At 71.3% G+C, this 25307-nt stretch carries 19 protein-coding genes, 1 tRNA gene and 3 pseudogenes; 12 read left to right on the top strand and 11 right to left on the bottom strand.

Annotated elements, in window-relative coordinates:
• Nucleotides 1–68 precede the first annotated feature (68 nt).
• Both ACGF8A_RS14935 and ACGF8A_RS14940 read left to right on the top strand, forming a co-directional pair.
• A complete protein-coding gene (locus ACGF8A_RS14935) occupies nt 69–884 on the top strand; it encodes an SDR family oxidoreductase (protein ID WP_393108028.1) in 816 nt (271 codons plus the stop codon).
• A 1-nt stretch (nt 885) separates the two neighbouring features.
• Nucleotides 886–1802: pseudogene (locus tag ACGF8A_RS14940) on the top strand (SDR family oxidoreductase).
• A 107-nt stretch (nt 1803–1909) separates the two neighbouring features.
• On the opposite strand, the gene ACGF8A_RS14945 reads toward ACGF8A_RS14940, so the two are convergent.
• Nucleotides 1910–2806 (bottom strand): hypothetical protein, encoded by an 897-nt coding sequence (locus tag ACGF8A_RS14945; protein WP_393108030.1) that lies wholly within the window; start codon nt 2804–2806, stop codon nt 1910–1912.
• 200 nt (nt 2807–3006) lie between these two features.
• Here ACGF8A_RS14945 and ACGF8A_RS14950 point away from each other — a divergent pair, with 200 nt between their 5' ends.
• The 7 genes and pseudogenes from ACGF8A_RS14950 to ACGF8A_RS14980 all read left to right on the top strand — a co-directional run bounded on the left by ACGF8A_RS14950 (nt 3007) and on the right by ACGF8A_RS14980 (nt 11185).
• Entirely contained in the window at nt 3007–3765 is a 759-nt protein-coding gene (locus ACGF8A_RS14950; RefSeq protein ID WP_393108086.1) for a S1 family peptidase, read from the top strand.
• Between the two features lie 97 nt (nt 3766–3862).
• Entirely contained in the window at nt 3863–4306 is a 444-nt protein-coding gene (locus tag ACGF8A_RS14955; protein ID WP_393108033.1) for a GNAT family N-acetyltransferase, read from the top strand.
• Between the two features lie 43 nt (nt 4307–4349).
• Nucleotides 4350–4700, top strand: a complete 351-nt coding sequence (locus ACGF8A_RS14960; RefSeq protein ID WP_393108035.1) for a chorismate mutase — start codon at nt 4350–4352, stop codon at nt 4698–4700.
• 135 nt (nt 4701–4835) lie between these two features.
• Nucleotides 4836–5299: pseudogene (locus ACGF8A_RS14965) on the top strand (response regulator).
• A 3-nt stretch (nt 5300–5302) separates the two neighbouring features.
• Nucleotides 5303–7789 (top strand): aminopeptidase N, encoded by a 2487-nt coding sequence (pepN, locus tag ACGF8A_RS14970; protein ID WP_393108037.1) that lies wholly within the window; start codon nt 5303–5305, stop codon nt 7787–7789.
• A gap of 559 nt (nt 7790–8348) precedes the next feature.
• Nucleotides 8349–9710: a pyridoxal phosphate-dependent decarboxylase family protein gene (locus ACGF8A_RS14975; protein ID WP_393108039.1), complete on the top strand. Its 1362-nt coding sequence runs from the start codon at nt 8349–8351 to the stop codon at nt 9708–9710.
• Nucleotides 9707–11185: a lysine N(6)-hydroxylase/L-ornithine N(5)-oxygenase family protein gene (locus tag ACGF8A_RS14980; protein WP_393108041.1), complete on the top strand. Its 1479-nt coding sequence runs from the start codon at nt 9707–9709 to the stop codon at nt 11183–11185. The genes ACGF8A_RS14975 and ACGF8A_RS14980 overlap by 4 nt, the downstream gene beginning before the upstream one ends.
• 18 nt (nt 11186–11203) lie before the next feature.
• Here the strand turns inward: ACGF8A_RS14980 and ACGF8A_RS14985 are convergent.
• Nucleotides 11204–11480: pseudogene (locus ACGF8A_RS14985) on the bottom strand (bifunctional metallophosphatase/5'-nucleotidase); the annotation flags it as partial.
• 117 nt (nt 11481–11597) lie between these two features.
• Between ACGF8A_RS14985 and ACGF8A_RS14990 the strand changes: the two are divergent.
• Complete coding sequence (locus ACGF8A_RS14990; RefSeq protein WP_393108043.1) at nt 11598–12320, top strand: SIMPL domain-containing protein; 723 nt, start codon at nt 11598–11600, stop codon at nt 12318–12320.
• Between the two features lie 202 nt (nt 12321–12522).
• Nucleotides 12523–13950: a pyruvate kinase gene (pyk, locus tag ACGF8A_RS14995; RefSeq protein WP_393108045.1), complete on the top strand. Its 1428-nt coding sequence runs from the start codon at nt 12523–12525 to the stop codon at nt 13948–13950.
• A 306-nt stretch (nt 13951–14256) separates the two neighbouring features.
• Here pyk and ACGF8A_RS15000 read toward each other — a convergent pair.
• A tRNA-Leu gene (locus ACGF8A_RS15000) sits at nt 14257–14329 on the bottom strand.
• A 103-nt stretch (nt 14330–14432) separates the two neighbouring features.
• Here ACGF8A_RS15000 and ACGF8A_RS15005 point away from each other — a divergent pair.
• Nucleotides 14433–15101, top strand: coding sequence for an ANTAR domain-containing response regulator (locus ACGF8A_RS15005; RefSeq protein WP_393108047.1), 669 nt, complete (start codon nt 14433–14435; stop codon nt 15099–15101).
• 71 nt (nt 15102–15172) lie between these two features.
• Here ACGF8A_RS15005 and ACGF8A_RS15010 read toward each other — a convergent pair whose 3' ends face one another.
• The 8 genes from ACGF8A_RS15010 to ACGF8A_RS15045 form a co-directional block, all read right to left on the bottom strand.
• Nucleotides 15173–15889 (bottom strand): ABC transporter ATP-binding protein, encoded by a 717-nt coding sequence (locus ACGF8A_RS15010; RefSeq protein WP_393108049.1) that lies wholly within the window; start codon nt 15887–15889, stop codon nt 15173–15175.
• Nucleotides 15886–16764, bottom strand: coding sequence for an ABC transporter ATP-binding protein (locus tag ACGF8A_RS15015; RefSeq protein ID WP_393108051.1), 879 nt, complete (start codon nt 16762–16764; stop codon nt 15886–15888). The genes ACGF8A_RS15010 and ACGF8A_RS15015 overlap by 4 nt, the downstream gene beginning before the upstream one ends.
• Before the next feature lie 3 nt (nt 16765–16767).
• Nucleotides 16768–18597 (bottom strand): branched-chain amino acid ABC transporter permease, encoded by a 1830-nt coding sequence (locus ACGF8A_RS15020; protein WP_393108053.1) that lies wholly within the window; start codon nt 18595–18597, stop codon nt 16768–16770.
• A gap of 7 nt (nt 18598–18604) precedes the next feature.
• The gene (locus ACGF8A_RS15025) at nt 18605–19537 is read right to left on the bottom strand and encodes a branched-chain amino acid ABC transporter permease (protein ID WP_393108055.1); all 933 of its coding nucleotides are present in this window, start codon (nt 19535–19537) and stop codon (nt 18605–18607) included.
• A 112-nt stretch (nt 19538–19649) separates the two neighbouring features.
• Nucleotides 19650–20876, bottom strand: coding sequence for a branched-chain amino acid ABC transporter substrate-binding protein (locus ACGF8A_RS15030; protein ID WP_393108057.1), 1227 nt, complete (start codon nt 20874–20876; stop codon nt 19650–19652).
• A 904-nt stretch (nt 20877–21780) separates the two neighbouring features.
• Nucleotides 21781–22197 carry a hypothetical protein gene (locus ACGF8A_RS15035; RefSeq protein ID WP_393108059.1) on the bottom strand — a complete coding sequence of 139 codons (417 nt, stop codon included), beginning with the start codon at nt 22195–22197 and terminating at the stop codon, nt 21781–21783.
• 57 nt (nt 22198–22254) lie between these two features.
• Nucleotides 22255–22743, bottom strand: coding sequence for a PaaI family thioesterase (locus tag ACGF8A_RS15040; RefSeq protein ID WP_393108061.1), 489 nt, complete (start codon nt 22741–22743; stop codon nt 22255–22257).
• A 90-nt stretch (nt 22744–22833) separates the two neighbouring features.
• Nucleotides 22834–25113 (bottom strand): FdhF/YdeP family oxidoreductase, encoded by a 2280-nt coding sequence (locus ACGF8A_RS15045; RefSeq protein WP_393108063.1) that lies wholly within the window; start codon nt 25111–25113, stop codon nt 22834–22836.
• Nucleotides 25114–25307: the final 194 nt, after the last annotated feature.

Raw genomic sequence — 25307 nt, forward strand, 5'->3', positions numbered from 1 at the left:
CCACCAAACATTTGTTAGGTGTTCGAGGCTTCGAAGCTAGCAGCCGCCGATCCAGCGTGGGAGCCCCTGTGGACAACGCAGCCCTTGTGGACAACTCGTGGTCGCCACGGCTGGACGGCCGGACCGTCGTCGTCACCGGCGGCACCCGAGGGGTCGGGGCCGGGATCGCCCGGGCCTTCGCCGAGGCCGGCGCCGAGGTCGTGACCTGTGCGCGACGGCCGCCCGAAGTCCCCGTCCCCGGCGCCCGGTTCGTGCCCCTCGATCTCAGGGAGCCCGCCGCGGTGGGGGACTTCTTCGGCGCACTGCCCAGGCTGGACGTCCTCGTCAACAACGCCGGAGGCACGCCGTACCGGCTGCTGACCGAGGCCGGCGCCGAGCGGCACGCCCGGGTGGTCGAGCTGAACCTGGTGGCGCCGCTGACCGCGTCGCTCGCCGCGTACGAGCGGTTGCGGCGGGCGCGGGGATGCGTGGTGATGATCGGCAGTGTCAGCGGCGGGCGGCCGTCACCCGGGTCGGCCGCGTACGGCGCCGCCAAGGCCGGCCTGGAGAGCCTCGCCCGCTCGATGGCGGTGGAGTGGGCGCCGGACGTGCGGGTGAACACCCTCGTCGTCGGCATGGTCCACACCGAGCTGTCGGCCGCGCACTACGGCGGTGAGGACGGCGTCACCGCCGTCTCCCGCACGGTCCCGCTCGGGCGGCTCGCCGAACCGGCCGACGTCGGGGCCGCCGCCGTGTTCCTCGCGTCCGGCGCGGCCTCGTACATCAGCGGCGCCAGCCTGCATGTGCACGGCGGCGGCGAGCGCCCCGCGTTCCTGGCCGCGGCCGCTGCCGCGGCTACCACCGCAGTCGCCGCCACCGACCGCACGCCCCGTCAGGAGGGATGAGATGAGCGTGAGCCGCAGTTGCGAAGGGCGCGTCGTGGTCGTCACCGGGGCCGGACGGGGGCTCGGGCGGGCGCACGCGCTCGCCTTCGCCGCCGAGGGGGCACAGCTCGTCGTCAACGACCTGGGCGTCGGGTCGGACGGACGGCCCGCTGCCGGCGACCCGGCCGCACAGGTGGCCGACGAGATCCGCGCGGCGGGCGGCGAAGCCGTCGTGCACGCCGGTGACATCGCCACCACCGAGGGCGCCGCCTCCCTGATCAGGGCCGCCCTGGACACCTATGGCCGGCTCGACACGCTGGTCAACAACGCCGGCTTCCTGCGCGACCGCATGCTGGTCAACCTCGACGAGGACGACTGGGACGCCGTCCTGCGCGTCCACCTCAAGGGCCACTTCCTGCCCCTGCGGCGGGCCGCCGCGCACTGGCGGGACGAGGCCAGGGCGGGCCGGCCGCCCGACGCCCGGATCGTCAACACCAGCAGCGGAGCCGGACTGCTGGGCTCGGTCGGGCAGGGCAACTACAGCGCCGCCAAGGCCGGGATCGTCGGGCTGACCCTGGTCGCGGCGGCCGAACTGGGCCGGTACGGCGTCCAGGTCAACGCCGTCGCCCCGGCGGCGCGTACCCGCATGACGGAGCGGACGTTCGCCGAGACCATGGCGGCGCCGGCCGGCGGTTTCGACGCCATGGCTCCGGAGAACGTGTCCCCGCTGGTCGTCTGGCTCGGGTCCGCCGCCAGCGCGGGCGTCACCGGCCGGGTGTTCGAGGCAGAGGGCGGTCGTGTCACGGTGATGGAGGGGTGGCGGGCCGGGCCCACCGCGGACAAGGGGGGCGGTGGGACGTGGCCGGCCTGGACGAGGTGGTACGAGGACTGCTGGCCGCCTCCCGGACGCCGGCGCCGGCGTCCGGCAGCCGGCGGTGAACGTCACGCGGAGCGCGTGAGGCCCTTCGCCCGGACCTCGGCCGTGCACGGCAGACCCCGTGCACAGCGCTCCAGTTCGTCCGGTGCCGCCCGGGCCACCACTTTGCCTACGTGTCGCACTCCAGCACCGTCCGGCACAGCGCACACCGCGCCCGCACCCGGCCCCGTACCGGCACCCGGATCCGCTGGTGACAGGTGGGACAGGGGAACGACACCCGCAGCGGGCCGCCGGCGCCGGGGGAGAAGGCGTACGGCGTACCCGGCGCGCCGGGACGGGCATGCTCGCCCTGGGCGCGGCGGCGGTCGCGGGCATAGCGGCGGCGGCCCGCCCAGCCCGCGGCGGTGAGAGGCGGCTGCTGCTCGTCGTGCCGGGCCAGGGTCATGCCCTTGACGTACGCCGTGTACGCCTGCGGGCTGGTGAACCACGTCGACGGGTCCTCCCCGAACACCAGGGCGCGCTTGGCGAGGACGTACCCGAACTCCTCGGGGGTCAGATAGCCGAGCTTCTGACTGGACGCCGCGTCCTCCCGGTAGGCGTCGAGCAGCAGCCAGCCGGCGCCCAGATACGTCGTCGCGGTGTCCGTGAGGATCTCGTTGTCGCGCGTGCCGGGGAACGACAGGTCCAGGCGGTGCAGACAGACGTGCATGATCTCGTGCGCGAGCGCCGCGCCGATGTCCCGGCGATGGGCGCGGAAGCGGTCGTTCAGTTCCACGAAGTACTCGGGTCCCGCGGTCAGTTCGACGTTCGCCGCGTGGTGCATCTCGCGGAAGCTGACGATCAGCCGGGCGTCCGGCAGCCGGTAGTGCCGGACGAGTTCCCGGGCCACGCGCTGGGCGCCCAGATAGAGGTCGTCGGTGTCGCAGAACGCCACGTCGGCCGGGGGCACGCTGGTCGCGAACGTCTGGATCGTGTCGTACGTCAGCCGCTTGTAGAGCGCCGTGACGGCGGCCCGCACCGTCTCCAGATGCGGGAAGCCGTGCTCGACCGGTCCGTCGTTCGCCACGCCCGTACCCCCAAGACGCCGTGAACCCGATTCCACTGTACGAGGGAGAGAGCGGAATTTCGCTCGGCGGGTTGCGCTGCGCCGGCGTGAGATCAGTCCTTGTCAGGCAAGCCGACCGATCCTCATACTGGCGAGCCGCTCAATCCGCCACGAAGGGAAGTACGTTGACCTATAACGCGACGACGAGAAACGGTCAGACCCTGGCCAGGAGAGCCGCGGCGGCCGGTGCCGTCGCCCTCGCGGTCGCCAGCCTCCAGCCCGTCGGCGCACAAGCCGCGGACACGCGCATCATCGGAGGCAAGCCCGCCGCGCAGAACGAGTTCCCGTTCGTGGTCCACCTCTCGATGGGCTGCGGCGGTGCGCTCTACAAGAAGGACGTCGTCCTGACCGCCGCCCACTGCATGCCCGGCTCCGGCAACAACACCCGCATCACGGTCACCGCGGGCGTCGCCGACCTGAACTCCTCCGCCGCGATCAAGGTCAAGTCGACCAAGGTCAAGATGGCCCCGGGCTACAACGGCGTCGGCAAGGACTGGGCGCTGATCAAGCTCGCCCGCCCCATCGACAAGCCCACGCTGAAGATCGCCACCACCAACCGCTACAACCGCGGCACCTTCACCATCGCCGGCTGGGGCGACACCCGCGAGGGCGCGAACACCGGCACCACCAAGCTCCAGAAGGCCGCGGTGCCCTTCGTCACCGACCGCGCCTGCAAGTGGCACTACGGCAACCGGCTGGTGACCAAGGAAGAGCTGTGCGCCGGCTACCAGAGCGGCGGAGTCGACACCTGCCAGGGTGACTCCGGCGGCCCCATGTTCCGCAAGGACGACGCCGGCAAGTGGATCCAGGTCGGCATCGTCAGCTGGGGCGACGGCTGCGCCCGCAGCGGAGTTCCCGGCGTGTACACCGAGGTCAGCCACTTCGCCAAGGACATAGCCCGGGCCGCGAACGCGCTGTAGGACAGCGGTTCGGCGGCGGTGGCGGCCCGATCCGGGGTGCCCGCGGGCGCCGGGAGACCGGTCGCAGGCGGGCGGGCACCCTGGCAGAATCCGGGACGTGACGACCGAACAGCACTCCGCCGGCGCGTCCCTCCAGGTCGGCGGCAAGGACGACGACCTGGAGCAGCGCCTCGACGAGGAGCTCACCGCGTACAACACGGCGGCGACCGGCACCGGCCGGCCCGAGGAGATCAGCGTCCGGGTCACCGCCCGTGACGGCGAACTCCTCGGCGGACTGACCGGGTGGATCTGGGGCGGCCTGTGCGGCGTGGAGATGCTGTGGGTCGGCGCGGACCGACGGCACGCGGGATGGGGCAGCAAGCTGATGCGGGCAGCCGAGGACGAAGCGGTACGGCGCGGCTGCACCGACATGATCGTCTCCTCGTACACCTTCCAGGCCCCGGAGTTCTACCGGAAGCTCGGCTTCCGCGAGGCGGGGCGGCTGCCCGGCGTTCCCGGCGGACACGAGGACGTGTATCTGCACAAGGCCATCGGGTCCTGAGACCCGGGCCCGAACGGATGCCCGCCGCGTAGGGTGGGCGCCCATGACCACCAGCAACACCGCCCCCGGTGACGTCGACCCGGGCGTCCGCGAGGAGCTCTCCCGGCTGCGCGACAGCATCGACAACATCGACGCGGCCGTCGTCCACATGCTCGCCGAGCGTTTCAAGTGCACCCAGCAGGTCGGCCGGCTCAAGGCCCTGCACCGGCTGCCGCCCGCCGATCCGGCCCGCGAGGCCCGGCAGATCGACCGCCTGCGGGCCCTCGCCGAGAGCGCCAAGCTGGACCCGGGATTCGCCGAGAAATTTCTCAACTTCATCATCGGCGAAGTGATCAGGCACCACGAGCGCATCGCCGAGGACACCGCGAACTCCGCGGCCCCCGTGGCCGATTGACCTCGCCGACACGGCCCGCCCGGCCGGCGCGCGGCCCGGGCGGGCCGTGCCGCACCGTGCACCGATCGTCAACCTCCGGCCACTCCCCGTCAGCACCTCGCATACTCTGGTGCCGACGCCGCAGGGAGTTCGGGCATGAGGTCGGACACCAAGATCCGCATCGTCGACGAGCACGAGGACACGCTGCACGGGCTGGAGAGCGCCCTGGCCCCGCTCGGCCCGACCCGGGCCGTGCCACCAGCGGCGTCGGCGCCCTGAAACAGGTGCTCCGCGGCCACGTCGGCCTGCTGCTCCTCGACGTCCGCGGGCCCGGCGCCGGCGGCCTGGACGTCGTCCGGTACCTGCGCCGCCTCGAACTTCGTGAACTCCGCCCCCGGACGGCGCCGCGGGCGCGCAGGGAAGCCCCGGCGGACCCGAACGGACCCGGCGCGCGCCTGCCCGCGCGGCGAGACCGGCGCGAGCAGGCACCGGCACGGGACCACACCTGGCGTCGCGGACGGCGTCCCAGGACCCCGCGCACACCGGCACGCCGAACCGCCCGCAGGCCCACGACACCGCCCACCCCTGTCCCGCTGTCACCGCCATCAGGCAGCATGTGATCCATGTCCGTACTCACGCGCGACGAAGCGCAGACCCGTGCCCGGCTCATCGACGTCCGCCACTACAGGATCGACCTCGACCTGACCACCGGCGACGACACCTTCGACTCGCATACGGTGATCGGGTTCACCACGCGCGCGGACGCGGACACCTTCGTCGAGCTGAAGCCGGCCGCACTGCGCTCGGTGACTCTGGACGGACAGCCCCTGGACCCCGAGACCCTCGACGGCAACCGGCTGCCCCTGAAGAACCTCACCGCGGGCGACCACGAACTGCGCGTCGACGCCGCGATGCGCTACTCCCGCACCGGCGAGGGCATGCACCGATTCACCGACCCCACCGACGGCGAGACGTACGTCTACACCCAGCTGTTCCTCGACGACGTGCAGCGCGTCTTCGCCGCCTTCGACCAGCCCGACCTGAAGGCCGTCTTCGAGCTGTCGGTGAAGGCCCCCGAGGGCTGGAGCGTCCTCGCCAACGGCATCACCGAACACACCGGCGACGTCTGGAAGGCCGCGCCGACCCCGCCGATCTCCACCTACCTGGTCGCCGTCGCCGCCGGCCCCTGGCACTCGGTGCGCACCGAACACCGCGGGCTGCCCTTCGCCATCCACTGCCGCCGCAGCCTTGCACCCCACCTCGACGCGGACGCCGGCGAGATCCTCGACGTCACCCGCGCGTGCTTCGACCGCTACCACGAGAAGTTCGAGGAGCCCTACCCCTTCGACTCCTACGACCAGGCGTTCGTCCCCGAGTTCAACGCCGGTGCCATGGAGAACCCGGGCCTTGTCACGTTCCGCGACGAGTTCGTCTACCGCTCCGCCGTCACCGACACCGAACGCCAGACCCGCGCCATGGTCATCGCCCACGAGATGGCCCACATGTGGTTCGGCGACCTCGTCACCCTCACCTGGTGGGACGACATCTGGCTGAACGAGTCCTTCGCCGAGTACATGGGCTACCAGACCCTCGGCGAAGCCACCCGCTTCTCCGGCGCCTGGACCGAGTTCGGCGTCGTCCGCAAGGGCTGGGGCTACGACGCCGACCAGCGCCCCTCCACCCACCCCGTCGCCCCCGACTCCGTCGCCGACACCGCCTCCGCCCTGCTCAACTTCGACGGCATCTCCTACGCCAAGGGCGCCTCCGCCCTGCGCCAGCTCGTCACCTGGCTCGGCGAGAAGGACTTCCTCGCCGGCATCAACACCCACTTCGCCCGGCACCGGTTCGGCAACGCCACCCTCGCCGACTTCATCGACTCCCTGGCCGCCGCCACCGACCGCGACGTGCACGCCTGGGCCGAGGCCTGGCTGCGCACCACCGGCGTCGACACCCTCACCCCGCGCATCACCCCCGGCGCGGGCGGCATCTGCACCCTCACCGTCGAGCACACCGGCGGCCGCCCGCACCGCATCGCCGTCGGCCTCTACGAACAGGACCCCGGCGACGAGGGTGGCCGCCTCACCCTGCGCGAACGCCTCGACCTCGACGTCCCGCAGGCCGACGGCCACCCCATCGGCAAACGCCCCGCGCTGGTACTCCTCAACGACGGCGACCTCAGCTACGCCAAGGTCCGCTTCGACCCGCAGTCCTTCCGGACGGTCCGCGAGGAACTCTCCGGCCTGCCCGGCCCTCTCACCCGCGCGGTGGTGTGGAACGCCCTCAGGGACGCCGTCCGCGACGCCGAACTCCCGCCCACCGCCTACCTGGAGACCGCCCGCGCCCACCTCCCGCACGAGACCGACCTCGCCCTCGTCCAGGGCGTCCTCGGCTTCGCCACCCGCCAGATCGCCGGCCGCTACCTCACCCCCGACGAGCGCCCCGCCGCCCTCAGCACCCTCTCCGCCCTCTGCCGCGACCTGCTGCGCCGCACCGAGGACGGCGACAACCCCGGCCTGCGCCTGCTCGCCGTGCGGCACTTCATCGACGTCGCCGCCCACCCCGACACCATCGCCGCCTGGCTCGCCGACGCGATCGTCCCCGGCGGACCCGAACTCGACCCCGAGCTGCGCTGGCGCATCCTCGGCCGGCTCGCCGTGCTCGGCGCGACGGACGAGGCCGCCATCGCCGCCGAACTCGACCGTGACCCGAGCGCCAGCGGCCAGGAGGGCGCCGCCCGCTGCCGCGCCGCCCTGCCCGACCCGCAGGCCAAGCAAAGGGCCTGGGAGGCGATGTTCGCGCACGACGAGCTGTCCAACTACCTGTTCACGGCCACCGCTCAGGGCTTCTGGCAGCCCGAACAGGCCGACCTGGTGAGCGCCTACGTGCCGCGCTACTACGAGGACGCCGTCGCCCTGGCGGCCCGCCGCGGCCCCGCCATGGCCGAGGCCGCCGGCACCTGGGCCTTCCCCGCCCACGCCGTCGGCACCGAGACCCTGCGCCTCGGCGAGGAATGCCTGCGCGACGCTCAGCCGGGTCCGGCGCTGCGCCGCAAACTGATCGACCAACTGGACGACCTGGCCCGGGCGTTGCGAGTACGGGAAGCGTCCTAGGCCCCGCCTGCCACATCCCGGCCCGGCCCGACAGCTCCGGCGCCCCTCGACGGCGTCGCCTCCCTTGTGCCGCCCGACGCGCATGCTCCGGTGCTGTCGGCGGTCCCGCGTCCGGGGTGTGGCCGGTCCGGGGGCGGGGGTTGGGGCGGCGGTCTGCGGTGTGGTGCGTATCGATGTCGGGGGCGGCTCGGGGCCGGTCTGGGGGTGGCGGCCTGCCCCGCGTGGCCGGGTGGGCATGCTCCGGTGCTGTCGGGGGTCCCGCGTCCGGGGGTGTGGTCCGTCCGGGGCGGGACTTGGGGGAGGCCGCATCCGGTGAGGTCCGTACCGATGGCGGAGAGGCGGCTCAGAGCCGTGTCGCCTGGCGCGCACGCTCCGGGGGCCTGGGCGGTGGTCCGTCCCGCGTTCGGGGACGAGAGCGCGGGCGGAGCCCGGGGTGGCCGTCACCGGTGACGGCCGCAGCCGCGCCGGGAAGCGGCCGGCGCGCGGACGGTTACCCCCTTCGGGTCGTTCTGACCGTACGTTTCGGGCGCGTCGCCCCATCCGCGTACAAGCTGGGTACATGCCCACGCCGCCGCTCGCCTCAGGCCCCGACGGCCCGGACGCCCTGCGGCCGTTGCTCGACACCGTGCTCGACGCGCTGGCCGCCGGCGGCCGGGCACGCGGCGGCCCGCTCCCCGCGGGCGGCCCGGAGGCGGTCACCGCCCGGATGCGGGACGCGCTGGGGGAGGTACTGCCGGACAAGGGCGACCCGGACGCCCTGCGCGCCCTCGTGCACGCCCTCGCCGAGGGCGCGGCCGACCCGGCCGACCCGCTGTGCGCCGGCCATCTGCACGGCCCCCCGCTCGCCCTCGCCGCCGCCGCCGACCTCGCCGCCGGCGTCCTCAACCCGTCCCTCGACTCCTGGGACCAGGCGCCGGCCGCCTCCGCCCTGGAAGCCCTGGTGACACACGCGCTCGCCGCGGAGGCGGGCGCGGCCGACTGCCTCGTCACCACCGGCGGCACCGAGTCCAACCAGCTCGCCCTGCTGCTCGCCCGCGAGGCACTCGGCGGCAGCGCCCGGCTGGTCACGGCCGCCGGCGCCCACCACTCGCTCGCCCGCGCCGCCTGGCTGCTCGGCCTGCCCGCACCCGTCACCGTCCCCGCCCCGGCCGGCACCCTCGACCCGGCCGCCCTCGACGAGGCGCTCACCCACCTCACCGGCCCGCCGGTCGTCGTCGCCGCCACCGCGGGCACCACCGACGCCGGGCTCATCGACCCGCTGCCCGAGATCGCCGCCCTGTGCCGCGCGCACGACGCCCGGCTGCACGTCGACGCCGCCTACGGGGGCGGACTGCTGTTCAGCGAGCGGCACCGGCACCGGCTCGCCGGGCTCGACGCCGCCGACACGGTCACGCTCGACCTGCACAAACTCGGCTGGCAGCCGATCGCCGCCGGACTGCTCACCGTCCGCGACGCCCGCGACCTCACCGCCCTGCACCAGCGCGCCGACTACCTGAACGCCGGCGACGACACCGAGGCCGGTCTGCCCGACCTTCTGGGCCGCTCGCTGCACACGACCCGCCGCCCCGACATCCTCAAGATCGCCGTCACGCTGAGGAGCCTCGGCAGGAGCGGGCTCGGGGCGCTCGTCGACCAGGTGTGCGAGCGTGCCGGCGAGCTGGCCGGGCTGATCGCGGCGCGCCCGGGCCTGGAGCTGTACGACCGGCCCACCATCAGCACCGTCCTCTTCCGTCCCGCAGGCGCCGGCGACGACGCCGTGGCAGCCGTACGCCGGGACCTCCTGCGCGACGGCCGCGCGGTCCTCGGCCGCGCCCGGCTGAACGGACGGCTCTGGCTCAAGGCCACCCTCCTCAATCCCCGTACCAGGCCCGACGACCTGGCCGCCCTCCTGACCCTGGTGGAAGGACACACCCCCCGATGACCCGCCCGACGAACCCGCCGACCACACCACCACAGGCCACCGCACAGGTGAGCCCGTACGCCGTCTGTCTGCCGGGACCCCACGAACCCCAGGCCCCCCGTGACCTGGTCGGCATCGGCATCGGCCCGCTCAACCTCTCCCTCGCCGCACTCGCCCACCCCCTCGCCGAACTCGACGCCGTCTTCTACGAACAGCGCCCCGCCTTCGAGTGGCACCCCGGCCTGCTCGTCGACGGCACCACCGTCCAGGTGCCCTTCCTCGCCGACCTGGTCACCCTCGCCGACCCCGCCAGCCCCTGGTCCTTCCTCAACTACCTCAGGACCCGCGAGCGGCTCTTCCCCTTCTACTTCGCCGAGCGCCTGCACATCCGGCGCAGCGAGTACGACGCCTACTGCCGCTGGGTGAGCGAGAACCTCTCCGGGCTGCACTTCCGCCACCAGGTCGACGCCGTCCGCTGGAACTGCGAACGCGACGTCTTCGAGGTCGACTTCACCCGCCTCGACACCGCCGGAGAAGCCGAGTCCCTCGGCCGTACGTACACGCGGAACATCGTCCTCGGCATCGGCACCGAGCCCTACGTCCCCGACCCGCTCGCGCCCCTCGTCGAGGCACCCGGCGTGCCCGTGATCCACGCCGCCGACTACCTCGACCACCGCGACGCGCTGCTCGCCGCCGAGCACATCACCGTCGTCGGGTCGGGACAGTCCGGCGCGGAGGTCTTCCTCGACCTGCTGCGGCACCGCCCGGCCGGCCGCGAGCGACTGCACTGGATCGGCCGCAGCGAGGCCTTCGCGCCCATGGAGTACTCCAAGCTCGGCCTGGAGCACTTCACCCCCGACTACACGCGCTACTTCCACGCCCTGTCCGAGCCGGTCCGTGAGCAACTCGTCGCCTCGCAGTGGCAGCTCCACAAGGGCATCGACACCGGCACCATCGCCGCCATCCACGACGAGCTCTACCGGCGTAACCTGGGCGGCGGCTGGCCCGACGCGATCCTCACCCCCGGCGTCCGCGTCCGCACCGCCGGCCGGATCGCCACGACCCAGGTCGAGCTGCACCTGGAACACATCCAGCAGGGCACCCGCTCCCGGCTCACCACCCATGCCGTCGTCCTCGCCACGGGCTACCGCGAACGCCCCCTCACCCGCATCCTCGCCGGCCTCGACCCCTATCTGCGCCGCGACAGCCACGACCGCCCACGGATCGACGAGGAGTTCCGCCTGGTCCTCGACCCCTCCGTGACCGGAACGGCCTACGTCCAGAACGCCTCACTGCACACCCACGGCGTCGGCACCCCCGACCTCGGCCTGGCCGCCTGGCGCAGCGCCACGATCCTCAACGCGCTGACCGGCAAGGAGCCGTACCCGCTGCCGCACCGCACCGCGTTCACCACCTTCGGCCTGGACCAGCAGCGCTCCCAGGTCCCGCCCGCCCGGCACCCGGGCGCGCTCACTCCCTTGCGGGACGGGACCTGAGACCTTCCGGCGGTCCTGGAACACCGGCGTGCCCTCCCGCGTGAGCTTCCCGTCCACCGACGCGAAGTCCTGCGGGGCCGGCACGCCCCTTGGCGGTCACCCACTCCGCGATCCGGGTGTGGATCTCCGTCGACTCCGACCACAGCTCCCGCGCCGACGCCACATGCGGGAACGCGCCCCCACCGGCTGCGCGAGAGTCGTTCACCGCCGGCACGAACTGCTGGGCGCCATCCACCACGGCACCGACGAAGGCCGGATTCCGGATCCGCGACCCGGCCGTACGGGCGATGTCGATCTGGTCAACGCGCATAGACCCTGCCCCCGGACGTGACCATGACAGACAGTCCCCGGACGTCGCGATCCGATGACCGCACGGAGCCGCACCGCACCGCGCGGTGACACAGTGGGACGTATGACCTCACCCACCGAGGACCACCCCCAGCCGTCCCCCGTCCCGTACGGCACCCCCGAGGCACCCCGCATCGCCGTCCGCGGTGAGGCACACCTCGAAGTCGACCCCGAGATCGCCCGCGTCGGCATCACCGTCACCGCCCGCGGCCGCGACCGGCGTTCCGCCCTCGACGACCTCACCCGCCGCAACACCGGCGCACTCGACCTGGTCAAGTCCTACGGCGACGCCGTCGAACGCGTGGAGACCGGTGCCTTCTCCATCACCCCGGAACTGACCAGACACGGCCGCGGCGAACGCATCCGCACCTACCACGGCATCGTCCACGTCACCGCCGAGCTCACCGACTTCACCGCCCTCGGCGAACTCACCGCCCGCCTCGCCGACCTCGACCTCACCCGCGTCGACGGCCCCTGGTGGGCGCTGCGCCCCGACTCGCCCGCCCACCGCGAGGCCCGCCGGCAGGCCGTCCGCGAGGCGGTGCAACGCGCCCGCGAATACGCCGACGCGCTCGGTACGACACTGTCGGCGCTCGTGGAACTCGCCGACATCGGCGCCGAGAGCCCGCAGCCCTATGCGGCGCCACCCGGTGGACGTATGCGTTCCATGGCCTACGCGGCGGCCGCCGAGGACACGGCCGCCGCGCCCCTCGATCTCGAACCCCAGCGGCAGCATGTCCACGCCCAGGTCAACGCCCGATTCACGATGGTGCCGCCGCGGCTGTGAGGAAATTCGGAAAATCGGCCCGACCGAATACCCGACCGGTGCAGGTCCGCGCACGTCCGGGAATGGGGCGCACGCTGCGAAATGCTCATCAGAGCGCCCCCATGCACAAATTCAACACTTGTCAACACCCCTTCACGTAAAGGTTGTTGAGTAGTCATGCCCGGCCAATTGTCTACCCGTCGGTAAGGCCTAGGCTCGAATCATGCGCCGAGCAAAGATCGTCTGCACTCTGGGCCCCGCCACCGACTCGTACGACCAGATCAAGGCACTGGTCGACGCCGGCATGGACGTCGCCCGATTCAACCTCAGCCACGGCGGATACGCCGAACACGAGGAGCGTTACCAGCGCGTACGCAAGGCCTCCGACGAAACCGGCCGCAGCGTGGGGCTACTCGCCGACCTTCAAGGCCCGAAGATCCGGCTCGGCCGCTTCACCGAGGGGCCTGTACTCCTTGAACGCGGCGACTCCTTCACCATCACCGTCGAAGAAGGCGCGCGCGGCGACCGCCAGTCGTGCGGCACGACATACCAGGGCCTCGCCGCCGACGTCACCCGCGGCGAGCGCATCCTCGTCGACGACGGCAAGGTCTGCCTGGAGGTCACCGAGGTCGACGGGCCGCGCGTGCACACCCGGGTCGTCGAGGGCGGCATTGTCTCCGACAACAAGGGGCTGAACCTCCCCGGCGTCGCGGTCTCCGTCCCCGCGCTCTCCGAGAAGGACGAGGCCGACCTGCGCTGGGCCCTGCGCACCGGCTTCGACGTCATCGCCCTCTCCTTCGTCCGCAGCGGCCGGGACATCGAAGACGTCCACCGCATCATGGACGAGGAGGGACGCCGCCTCCCGGTGATCGCCAAGGTGGAGAAGCCGCAGGCCGTGGACGCCGTCGACGACATCGTGGCGGCGTTCGACGGCATCATGGTGGCTCGCGGCGACCTCGGCGTCGAGATGCCGCTCGAACAGGTCCCGATCGTCCAGAAGCGCGCGATCAAGCTGGCCAAGCGGAACGCCAAGCCCGTGATCGTGGCGACGCAGATGCTGGACTCGATGATCGAGAACTCGCGGCCCACCCGCGCCGAGGCCAGCGACGTCGCCAACGCCGTCATCGACGGCACGGACGCGGTGATGCTCTCCGGGGAGACCAGCGTCGGCAAGTACGCGGTCGAGACGGTCCGCACGATGGCGAAGATCGTCGAGGCGGCGGAGGAGGACATCCTCGCCAAGGGGCTCTCCCCCCTGACCGAACTCAACAAGCCCCGCACACAGGGGGGCGCGGTGGCCCGGGCGGCGGCCGAGATGGGCGACTTCCTCGGCGCGCGCTTCCTGGTGGCGTTCACCCAGTCCGGCGACACCGCGCGCCGCCTCTCCCGCTACCGCTCCCCGATCCCGCTCCTCGCCTTCACCCCGGAGCCCGCGACGCGCTCGGAACTGAGCCTGACGTGGGGCGTGGAGACGTTCCTGGGTCCGCACGCGGAGTCGACGGACGCGATGATCGCCCAGGTGGACGAGCTTCTGACCAGGTACGCCCGCTGCAAGCCCGGCGACACGGTCGTCATCACGGCCGGCTCGCCCCCCGGGATGCCGGGGACCACGAACATGGTCCGGGTGCATCACATCGGTGAGACGGCGTAGGCGCGGTACGGCAGTCGGTACCTGGGGCCCACCTCGGCGCCGAGCAGGGCGCCGGAGGCTTGGTGCGGCATGGAGATGCCGAGCTGGTCGACGGCCTCGACGGCGGCAGCGCGGGCGGCGATGAGCCCGGGCCACCCAAATGCGGACTGCGGCCCTGTTCCACCGGTTCAACGGCTCGCTGACGAGTGCCGATGCCGTACAGGTGACCACTCTGCGAGACGGCCCGGTGAGATACGGCAAAAGCGGATGTTCACGAGAGCGTGGACATCCGCTTCCAAAATGCTGACCTTGTAATTGAAGGAAAAGTGCCCCGGGTGGGATTTGAACCCACGCTGTCGGTGGTTTGAGCACCGTGCCTCTGCCGCTGGGCTACCGGGGCTTCCTCTAAAATGAAGGTCGGCAGTGATCTGCCGTGCCCCCACCTTACCGCAGCTGGGTAGGCTCTTGTCAGCAGTACCCCTCCCCCTGAACGAGGAGCCCGAGTGACCGCCCCCGAGTCGCCCCAGCCCGTTGACGTGCCCGATGACGACAAGTCGCACGTGCCTCCGCTGACGACCCGTGTCGTCATCGCCGAGGACGAGGCCCTGATCCGGCTCGACCTCAAGGAGATGCTGGAGGAAGAGGGCTACACGGTGGTCGGCGAGGCCGGTGACGGTGAGCAGGCCGTGGAGCTGGCCCGTGAGCACCGCCCCGATCTGGTGATCCTCGACGTGAAGATGCCCAAGCTCGACGGCATCTCCGCCGCGGAGAAGATCACCGAGGAGTCCATCGCCCCCGTCCTCATGCTCACCGCCTTCTCGCAGCGCGACCTCGTGGAGCGCGCCCGGGACGCGGGCGCGATGGCGTACCTGGTGAAGCCGTTCAGCAAGAGCGACGTCGTCCCGGCGATCGAGATGGCCGTCTCGCGGTACACGCAGCTGAAGGAGCTGGAGAAGGAGGTCGCCGACCTCAGCCAGCGGCTGGAGACGCGCAAGCTCGTCGACCGGGCGAAGTCGGTGCTGCAGACCGAGTACGGGCTGTCCGAGCCCGCCGCGTTCCGGTGGATCCAGAAGACGTCGATGGACCGGCGGATGTCGATGCAGCAGGTCGCCGAGGCGGTCATTGAGGACGCCGCGGAGAAGAAGGCGGCAAAGACCTCCGACAAGGGCTGACCCCACCCCTGTTACAGCTGAGGCCCGCGTCCCCGGGAAGGGACGCGGGCCTCAGCCGGGTGAGCGGGTGTTCAGTCCTCGCCGAGATACGCCTTGCGTACCGACTCGTCGTGCAGGAGGTCCTGGCCCGAGCCGGACAGGACGATGCTGCCGACCTCCATCACATGGCCGTGGTCGGCCAGGGACAGCGCGGCCTGGGCGTTCTGCTCGACCAGGAGGATGGTCGTGCCCTGGGACTTCAGCTCGGCGATGGTCGCCATGATCTTCTGCATCATGATCGGCGAGAGTCCCATCGACGGCTCGTCCAGCATGAGCAGCTTGGGCTGGGACATCAGGGCGCGGCCCATCGCCAGCATCTGCTGCTCGCCGCCCGAGAGGGTGCCCGCGGCCTGCTTGCGCCGCTCCCCGAGGATCGGGAAGAGGTCGTAGGCGCGCTGGATGTCCTTCTCGATGCCGGGCTTGTCGTTGCGCAGGAACGCGCCGAGGCGCAGGTTGTCCTCGATCGTCATGCGCGGGAAGATGTGCCGGCCCTCGGGGGAGTGGGCGAGTCCGAGCGAGACGATCTGGTGGGCGGGGGTCTTCTTCAGCGACTTGCCGTTGAAGCGGATCTGCCCGCCGACGGGCTTGAGCAGGCCCGACAGGGTGCGCAGGGTGGTGGTCTTGCCGGCGCCGTTGGTGCCGATGAGGGTGACGACCTCGCCGGCGTCGACCTTGAACGAGATGCCCTTGACGGCCTCGATCTTGCCGTACGCGACCCGGAGGTCGTCGACTTCGAGCAGTGCGGTCATCGGTCGTTCTCCTTGCCGGACGACGTGCTGTCGGCCTGTGCCTCGGCGGCCTCGACCTCCGCCACCTCGGCGGTGCCGGGGTCGCCTTCGAACGGCTCGCCCAGATACGCGGCGACGACGCGTTCGTCGCCCTGGACGGTGGCGCTGTCGCCTTCGACGAGCTTCTCGCCCTGGACGAGGACGGCGACGCGGTCGCAGAGGTTGAAGATGAACCGCATGTCGTGCTCGATGACGAGTACGGCGATGCCCTTGTCACGGATGGCGAAGACGAGTTCCTCGGTGGCCCGTGTCTCCTGCGGGTTCATGCCCGCGGTGGGCTCGTCGAGCAGCAGCAGGCCCGGCTCGCTGGCCAGCGCCCGCGCGATCTCCAGCTTGCGCTGTTCGCCGTAGGGCAGGTTGCGCGCGAGGTGCTCGGCCTTGGCCGCGAGGCCGACGAACTCCAGCAGTTCCATGGCGCGTTCGCGGGAGGCGGCCTCCGCCCGGTGGAAGCCGGGGCCGCGCAGCAGCGCGGACCAGAGGCCTTCCTTGGTGCGGGTGTGGCGGCCGACGAGCACGTTCTCCAGGACCGTCATGTTGGCGAACAGACGGATGTTCTGGAAGGTGCGGGCGATGCCGGCGGCCGTCACCTTGAAGGACTTCGGCGGCAGGACGGTGCCCTTGTAGCGGACCTCGCCCTCGGTGGGGATGTAGAGGCCGGTCAGGCAGTTGAAGAAGGTGGTCTTGCCGGCGCCGTTGGGGCCGATGAGGCCGACGATCTCTCCGCTGTTGACCTGGAGGTCGACATTGCGTACGGCGGTCAGGCCGCCGAAGCGCATGGTGACGCCGCGGGCGTCGAGGACGGTCTGGCCGGTGGTGATGGTGTCGGTGGTCGTCATGGGTCAGGCCCCTGCCTTGCCGAGGACTGTGGGTGCTTCCGTCTTGTCTTCGTGGAATTCGAGCTGGCGCCGCCGGTTGGGGATGAGGCCTTCCGGGCGGAAGCGCATCAGCAGGACCAGCGCGAGGCCGAACGCGAAGAGCTGGAAGTCGCCGAGGAACTGGAGCTTGGCGGGGATCAGGTAGAGCAGTGCGGCGCCGACGAGGGGTCCGCTGATGGTGCCCATGCCGCCGAGGACGACCGCGGCCAGCAGGAACGCGGAGTTGGGCGGGACGACGTGGGCGAACTGGTACTGCTCGGGCGTGACGGTGTAGGTGACGTGCGCCTGGACGGTGCCGGCGAGGCCGGCGAGTGCGGCGCCGAGGGCGAAGGCGATGAGCTTGACCCGGAAGCCGTTGATGCCCATGGCGAGGGCGGCGGTCTCGTCCTCGCGGATGGCGATCCAGGCGCGGCCGATGCGGGAGTCGCTGCTGCGCCGGAAGACGATCACGACGATCAGCGTGATCAGCAGCATCAGCAGGAAGTAGTTGGCGAATCGCGCGATGGTGAAGCCGGCGATGGTGTGTTCCTGGCCGAAGTCGAAGCCCAGGATGTTGAGGTTGGGGATCGACGAGATGCCGTTGGAGCCGTTGGTGATGTCCGGGCCGGAGGTGCCGTCCATGTTGAGGACGGTGATCCGGAAGATCTCGCCGAAGCCGAGGGTCACGATGGCGAGGTAGTCGCCGCGCAGCCGCAGGGTGGGGGCGCCGATGATGACGCCGAAGACCATGGCGACCGCGGCGCCGACGATCGCGGAGGCCCAGAAGGGCAGTTGGACGTCGAACGGCGAGGAGGGCGAGCCGGACACCATCGCCGCGGTGTAGGCGCCGACGCCGAGGAAGGCGACGTAGCCGAGGTCGAGGAGGCCGGCGAGGCCGACGACGATGTTCAGGCCGAGGGCGACGGTGGCGAAGATCAGGATGTAGACGCCGATCGTCGCGTACCGGTCGTCGGACTGGGTGAAGGGGAAGGCGGCGGCCGCCACGAACGCGCCGATCATCGTCACGTTGCGGTGCTTGGCGGTGAGGGCCGAGACGCGGCCCACGAGGCCGGCCTTGGCGGCGGCCGCGAAGCCGAATCCGGCGGTGATGAGGAAGCCGATGAAGAGCTCGTCGTACTCGGTGCCGATGCCGTAGGTGAAGACGATCAGGCCGAGGGCGAGCGCCGCGACGATCACCAGGATCTCGGCGTAGGCGGGCAGTTTGCGGGCGGCGGCCGGGGTGCCGGTGGCGAGGGCGGCCTTGAGGACGGCGCGCATGCCCCGGATGTGGTGGAGGACTCGCTCCCAGAAGGTGTCCTCGGGGTCGGCCTGCTCGGGGGCGGGCCACTGGAACGGCAGGGCGAGGGCGCCGAGGAGGGCGGCGAGGGAGGTCAGGACGGCGAGGTAGCCGCCGGGTTCCAGGTTGACCAGTCCGCCGAGTTGGGCGGCGATCGCGATGATCGTGTACCAGACGGTGGTGAAGGTGCCGAGCGCGGCCATCTTCAGTGCGCCGTCGGCGCCTGCGGGGACCAGCCAGCCCAGGCCTTTGACGCCGTAGGAGGCGAGGCCGAGCAGCGTGGTGAGCAGGCCGCCGACGAGTACGAGGACCTGGAGGCCGCCCGGGTAGCCGTAGACGGTGAGGTCGCCGGGGAACTCGGAGGTCCAGGTCCAGGCGAGGAAGGTGGAGACGATCGTCAGTGCGCCGCCGCCGGTGGCGAGGGCGCGGCCGAGCTGCGGGGGGATTCCGATGAGGCCGGCGTGCTTGCCGGTGTCGACCTTGCGGGGGGTCTGTGGTGCGGTGGTCTGTGTCGTCATCGGTGGATCACGCCCTGTCCGCGACGCGCTCGCCGAGCAGGCCTTGTGGCCTGAACAGGAGTACGAGGATGAGGAGTACGAACGCCCATACGTTGGCCCAGGACTGGCTGCCGAACTGGTCCATGCCGGGGATGTCGGAGATGTAGGCGGTCGAGAGGGCTTCGGCGACGCCGAGGACCAGGCCGCCGAGCATGGCTCCGTAGATGTTTCCGATACCGCCGAGGACGGCGGCGGTGAAGGCCTTGAGGCCGAGGATGAAGCCCATGCGGAACTGGACCTCGCCGTACTTCAGGCCGTACGCGACGGAGCCGACGGCGGCGAACACGGCGCCGAGGGCGAACGCGACCACGATGATGCGGTCGGTGTTGATGCCCATCAGCTTGGCGGTGTCGGGGTCCTGGGCCGTGGCCTGCATGCCGCGGCCGGTGCGGGTCTTCATCACGAAGTAGGCGAGGATCGCCATGCTGATGGGGGCCGCGGTCAGCAGGAAGACGTCGCCGGTCTGGATGGTGACGCTGCCGATGTGGAAGGGGCCGCCGTCGATCTGCGGGAACGTGATGGCGGAGCGGGCGTCGGGGTACCAGGCCCAGACCGCCTGCTGCAGGGCGAGAGAGAGGCCGATGGCGGTGATGAGGGGCGCCAGCCGTGGGGCCGTGCGCAGGGGGCGGTAGGCGAACCGTTCCGCTCCCACGGCGACCAGGGTGGCGACGATGATGCCTCCGATGAGCATCAGCGGGAGCGCCACCCACAGTGACGTGCCGTCGGGCAGCACGTACAGGTAGACGGTGAGGGCGCCGAAGCCGCCCACCATGAAGATCTCGCCGTGGGCGAAGTTGATGAGCTGGACGATGCCATAGACCATCGTGTAGCCGATGGCGACCAGCCCGTACATGGATCCAAGTAGCAGGCCGTTGACCAGCTGCTGCGGCAGTTCGTTCACCGCATGTCCTCCGAGACTTCGGATGATTCGACGACAGGGGCCGGATGCGAGGCCGCGCGGGGCGCCAGTGGTGCGGCGCCCCGCGCGGCTCGATGGAGTGGTGCGGGGTGGGTCAGCCCTCGTAGGTGCCGGACTTGGCGGGCTTCCAGGCGCCGTCCTCGACGGAGTAGACGGTGAGCTGCTTGTTGGTCGCGTCACCGAACTCGTCGAAGGAGACCTTGCCGGTCACGCCGTCGAAGGAGACCCCCTGCATGGCCTCGGTGACCTTGGCGCGGGCGTCGTCGGCAAGTTCGCCGTTGTTGTCCTCGACGACCTTCTTGACGGCCTCGATGATGGCCCAGGCCGAGTCGTAGGAGTAGCCGCCGTACGCCTCGAAGGCCTCCTTGTAGCCCGCGGCCTCGTAGTTGGCGACGAACTCCTTGGCGGAGGGGAGGTCCTCCACCGGGGCGCCGACGGAGGTGGCGAGGTCGCCGGTGCCGCTTGCGCCGGCCAGCTTGATGAAGTCGGCGCTGTAGATGCCGTCACCGCCGACCAGCGGGATCTTGGCGCCGGAGGCCTTGATCTGCTTGCTGAGCGGTCCGGCCTGCGGGTACTCGCCGCCGTAGTAGACGACGTCGGCGCCGGAGCTCTTGACCTTGGTGGCGACCGCCGAGAAGTCCTTGGTCTCCGGGTCGATGTGCTCGGTGCCGACGACCTTGCCGCCGAGCTTCTCGAACTCCTCGGAGAAGGTGGCGGCGAGGCCCGCGCCGTAGGTCTTCTTGTCGTCGATGACGAAGACCTTCTTCTTCTTGGCGTCGTTGTAGACGTACTGCGCGGCGAACGGGCCCTGGATGGCGTCCGTGGTCGCGGTGCGGAAGTACGACTTGTACGGGCGCGCCTTCGAGGTCTGCCAGTCCGGACCCTGGGTCAGGGCCGGGTTGGTGTTGGCCGGCGAGACCTGCACGAGCTTGGCGTCGTCGAAGACCTTCTGCATGGACTCGGCGACGGAGGAGTTCAGCGGGCCGACCACACCGAGGACGTCCTTGTCGGCGACGAACTTGGTGGCGTTCTGCTGGCCGGCGGAGGGCTGCGCCTGGTCGTCGAGGGCCTCGACCTTGAAGGTGACGCCCTCGACGTACTTCTCCTTGTTGGCCGTCTTGGCGGCCAGGTCCACCGAGTTCTTGATGCCCAGACCCAGAGCGGACAGGTCGCCGGTCAGCGGGGCGTCGATGCCGATGACGACGGTGGTGCCGCCGCCGGAGTCCGAGCCGCCGTCCCCGTCGCGCGAACCGCAGGCGGTGAGAGTGAGCGCTCCCGCCGCCAGAGCGGCGGTGATGGCGATGAGCGAACGTTGACGCACGATCAGTCCTTTCCCCTGGCGCGGCGCTTCCCCGTGGAAGACGCCGAGTCGAGCGCTCGGGCCGAAGAGATGCCCAGTGACGTCGATTCCGACGGCGCGGTGACTGGCCGTGACTCTAAGCGTGTGCAGGGAACGTGGAGGAGAGTCTGACGAAGGCTGTGACTCTCTTGTTATGACACGACGTAATGCAGAGCGGTACTGAGCGGGTGGAAGCGCGGAATTCCGGCCGATTCGCCCAGTCCGCATTATGAGACTCGCAGGACTGACGGCCCCTTATCAGTAGCGTTTCTGGTGTTTGGTGATGGCAAGAACTTGTTGCTGCAGGCTACTTGGAGGGCGTGCGCGTGGTCGTGCGCATAGCGCTCACCGAGGATGAAACTGTGTGCTTCCATTGCGCGCGTATTACGCAGGGTTACATCCAGGAAAGGGAGTCCGGCATTCCGCGGCACTTTTCCGCAATCGGTGACCCTCGTGGCGATTTCGATCTTGTGCGGGCTTCCGGCCCGGATACGGAAAGGCGGGCGGGGAATCGCCGTCAGGGAGAGCCCCTCGTAGGGCTGGCTTATCCGGGTCACCGTGACGGGCGGGCCGGAGCGCGCGGTGACCGTCACCCTGAAGCGGAAGCCGGTGACCTCTCGGCCGCCGGGGAGCGGGCCGAGATAGGTGAAGCGGACCGTCTGGGAAGGGGGCGGCGGCTCCGCCGGGGGAGGGGCTGCGGGGCGGGTGGCGTGCAGGAGTGCGCCGGCGGCCGCGAGGACGGTCACGGAGGCGGTCGCCTGGAGGGCCCGGCGGTGCCGGGTGCGCCACCGCACCGCGCGTCCGCGTCGCCGCGCGGTGGCCGAGGAGGTGGGCGCCGGCTCCCACGGACGTGTGCCCTCGCCCGGCTCGACCGGGCCCACGCCGCTCAACTCCACGGCCCTGAGGTGGGCCCGCCGCCGCGGTACCGCTCCACGCAGCGCTCGTGAGCCTGACGGGTGATCAACTTGTCTGCCGCAGATCGCCCTTGGCGCTTCTGCGTGACTCGGGCGGCGTCGACCACGTCCCGCAGGATCTCGTACTGCCCGTTGGACAGGCCCATCGTCTGGTAATCGCCGTAGGTGCCGCCGTCGAGAGTCTCCCGGGACCAGTAGATGATGATCCGGGCGCACACCTCGGCGGGCGGAGTGGCGTGCGGGGAGGGCACATGGGAGGCCGGTTCCGCAGCCGTGGCCGTGGCTGGGCCGGCCGCGCCGGGTGCCGGGCCGGCGCATCCGGTGAGGAGGGCGCCGGCCAGCACGGCCAGCCCGAGGACTGCCGATCGGGTGGGTCCTGCCGTTGCCATGTGCCGACGCTACGGCGCGGCGCGTCGAACCGGCAACGGCAAGGGAGTCGGACCGGATCAGCCCGCCGCGCGTACCCGGTCGGCGTCCTGCGGATTCACGTCCCGCAGCAGGCACGTCAGGCGGGCGGTGCACACCCGGCGGCCCTCCTCGTCGCTGATCACGATCTCGTACGTCGCCGTGGAGCGACCGCGGTGCACGGGCGTGGCCACGCCGGTCACCAGGCCGGAGCGGACGCCCCGGTGGTGGGTGCAGTTCAGGTCGACGCCCACGGCGATCCTGGAGCTGCCGCCGTGCAGCATGGAGCCGACCGAGCCGAGGGTCTCGGCGAGCACGGCGGACGCGCCGCCGTGCAGCAGGCCGTAGGGCTGGGTGTTGCCCTCGACGGGCATCGTGCCGACGACGCGGTCGGGCGAGGCCTCCACTATCTGCACGCCCATGCGCGTGCCCAGGTGCCCGGCGGAGAACAGGGCGGGCAGGTCCACGCCGAGCGCCGCGTACTCGTCGATGACCTCTTGCGGGAACTTCACCTGGCGCTGCTCGCCCATCGGGACCGGCTCCGTTTCGTCTTCGTCGTCTTCGTCGGACGCATACTCGTCGGACGCATCCTGGTCGGACGCGTCTGGCTGAGCAAACGCTCAGTCGGTCGCCGATTGTTCCAGACGGACGACGACGGACTTGCTGGCCGGGGTGTTGCTGACGTCGGCGGTGGCGTCCAGGGGGACCAGGACGTTGGTCTCGGGGTAGTAGGCGGCGGCGCAGCCCCGCGCGGTCGGGTAGTGCACGACCCGGAAGCCGGGCGCACGCCGTTCCACGCCGTCCGTCCACTCGCCGACGAGATCGACGTACGAGCCGTCGGCGACGTCGAGTTCGCGCGCGTCCTCGGGGTTGACGAGGACGATCCGGCGGCCGCCCCGGATGCCCCGGTAGCGGTCGTCGAGGCCGTAGATCGTGGTGTTGTACTGGTCGTGCGAGCGCAGTGTCTGCAGCAGCAGCCGGCCCTCGGGCAGCTTCGGGTACTCGACGGGGGCGGCGGTGAAGTTGGCCTTGCCCGTGGCCGTCGGGAAGCGGCGCTCGTCGCGTGGGGCGTGGGGCAGGGCGAAGCCGCCGGGGTGGGCGACGCGCGCGTTGAAGTCCTGGAAGCCGGGGACCACGCGTGCGATGCGGTCACGGATCGTGGCGTAGTCCTTCTCGAACTCCTCCCACGGCGTGATACTGCGCTCGCCCAGCACCCGGCGGGCCAGACGGCAGACGATCGCCGGCTCGGACAGCAGGTGCGTGCTCGCGGGCTCCAGTCGGCCGCGGGAGGCGTGCACCATGCCCATGGAGTCCTCGACGGTCACGAACTGCTCGCCGCTGCCCTGGAGGTCGCGCTCGGTGCGGCCCAGGGTGGGCAGGATCAGGGCCCGCGCACCGGTGACGACATGACTGCGGTTGAGCTTCGTCGACACATGCACCGTGAGGCGGGCACGCCGCATCGCCGCCTCGGTGACACCGGTGTCGGGGGAGGCGGAGACGAAGTTGCCGCCCATGGCGAAGAAGACCTTCGCCTCGCCGTCGCGCAGGGCGCGGATCGCGCGGACGACGTCGTAGCCGTGCTCGCGCGGGGCAGCGAAGCCGAACTCGCGCTCGAGGGCGTCCAGGAAGGCCGGTGCCGGCCGCTCGAAGATGCCCATGGTGCGGTCGCCCTGCACGTTCGAGTGGCCGCGCACCGGGCACACGCCCGCGCCGGGGCGGCCGATGTTGCCGCGCAGGAGCAGGAAGTTGACCACCTCGCGGATGGTGGCCACGGAGTGCTTGTGCTGGGTGAGGCCCATGGCCCAGCAGACGATGGTGCGCCGCGAGGCGAGCACCATGTCCAGCGCCTCCTGGATCCGGCGCTGGTCGAGTCCGGTCGCGGTGAGCGTCTCGTCCCGGTCGGCGGCGCGGGCGGCCGCGGCGAACTCCTCGTAGCCGTGCGTGTGCTCGCGGACGAAGTCCTCGTCGACGGCGCCCTCGGTCTGGACGATCAGCTTGTTGAGAAGGCGGAACAGGGCCTGGTCGCCGCCGATGCGGATCTGCAGGAACAGGTCCGTCAGCGAGGACCCGCCGGTCAGGCCCTTCGGCGTCTGCGGGTTCTTGAACCGCTCCAGACCGGCCTCGGGCAGCGGGTTGACGCTGATGATCCGCGCGCCGGCGGCCTTGGCCTTCTCCAGGGCGGCGAGCATGCGCGGGTGGTTGGTGCCGGGGTTCTGGCCGGCCACGATGATCAGGTCGGCCTTGTACAGGTCCTCCAGCAGGACGCTGCCCTTGCCGACGCCGATGGTCTCGGAGAGCGCCGAGCCGGACGACTCGTGGCACATGTTCGAGCAGTCGGGCAGGTTGTTCGTGCCGAGCTCGCGCGCGAAGAGCTGGTACAGGAAGGCGGCCTCGTTGCTGGTGCGTCCCGAGGTGTAGAAGACGGCCTCGTCGGGGGAGCCGAGGGCGTCCACCTCCTCGGCGACGATGTCGAAGGCGCGCTCCCAGGTGACCGGCTCGTAGCGGTCTCCTCCCTCGCGGAGATACATGGGGTGGGTGAGCCGGCCCTGCTGGCCGAGCCAGTACCCGCTGCGGGTCGCGAGGTCGGCGACCGGGTGGGCGGCGAAGAACTCCGGGGTGACCCGGCGCAGGGTGGCCTCCTCGGCGACCGCCTTCGCGCCGTTCTCACAGAACTCCGCCCTGTGCCGGTGGTCCGGCTCGGGCCAGGCGCAGCCGGGGCAGTCGAAGCCGTCCTTCTGGTTGACGCTGAGGAGCGTCAGGGCGGTCCGCCTGACGCCCATCTGCTGCTGGGCGACGCGCAGGGTGTGCCCGATGGCGGGCAGCCCGGCCGCCGCGTGCTGCGGCCCGGCGACCTGCGGTGCGTCCTGGACCGGATCCGCCTCGGGCGGCTTCGTTGCCATCGCCGGCTCTCCTTCGCCTCCGCATGTGAGCTACATCTCCGATACTCCCACGCGGCGGTGACAACGGTGGCGGCCGGGCCGGGCCCGGATCCGGCACGGTCCGCCCAACCGCTGCCGGTCGCGAGGGTGCCCGGCCACGAGGGCCGAGCCCGTCGTCCGGGGCCGCGATCACCAAGGCGTCCGGTACGCCCCGG

It is taken from the genome of Streptomyces sp. NPDC047706 (assembly GCF_043204795.1).
Lineage (GTDB): Bacteria > Actinomycetota > Actinomycetes > Streptomycetales > Streptomycetaceae > Streptomyces.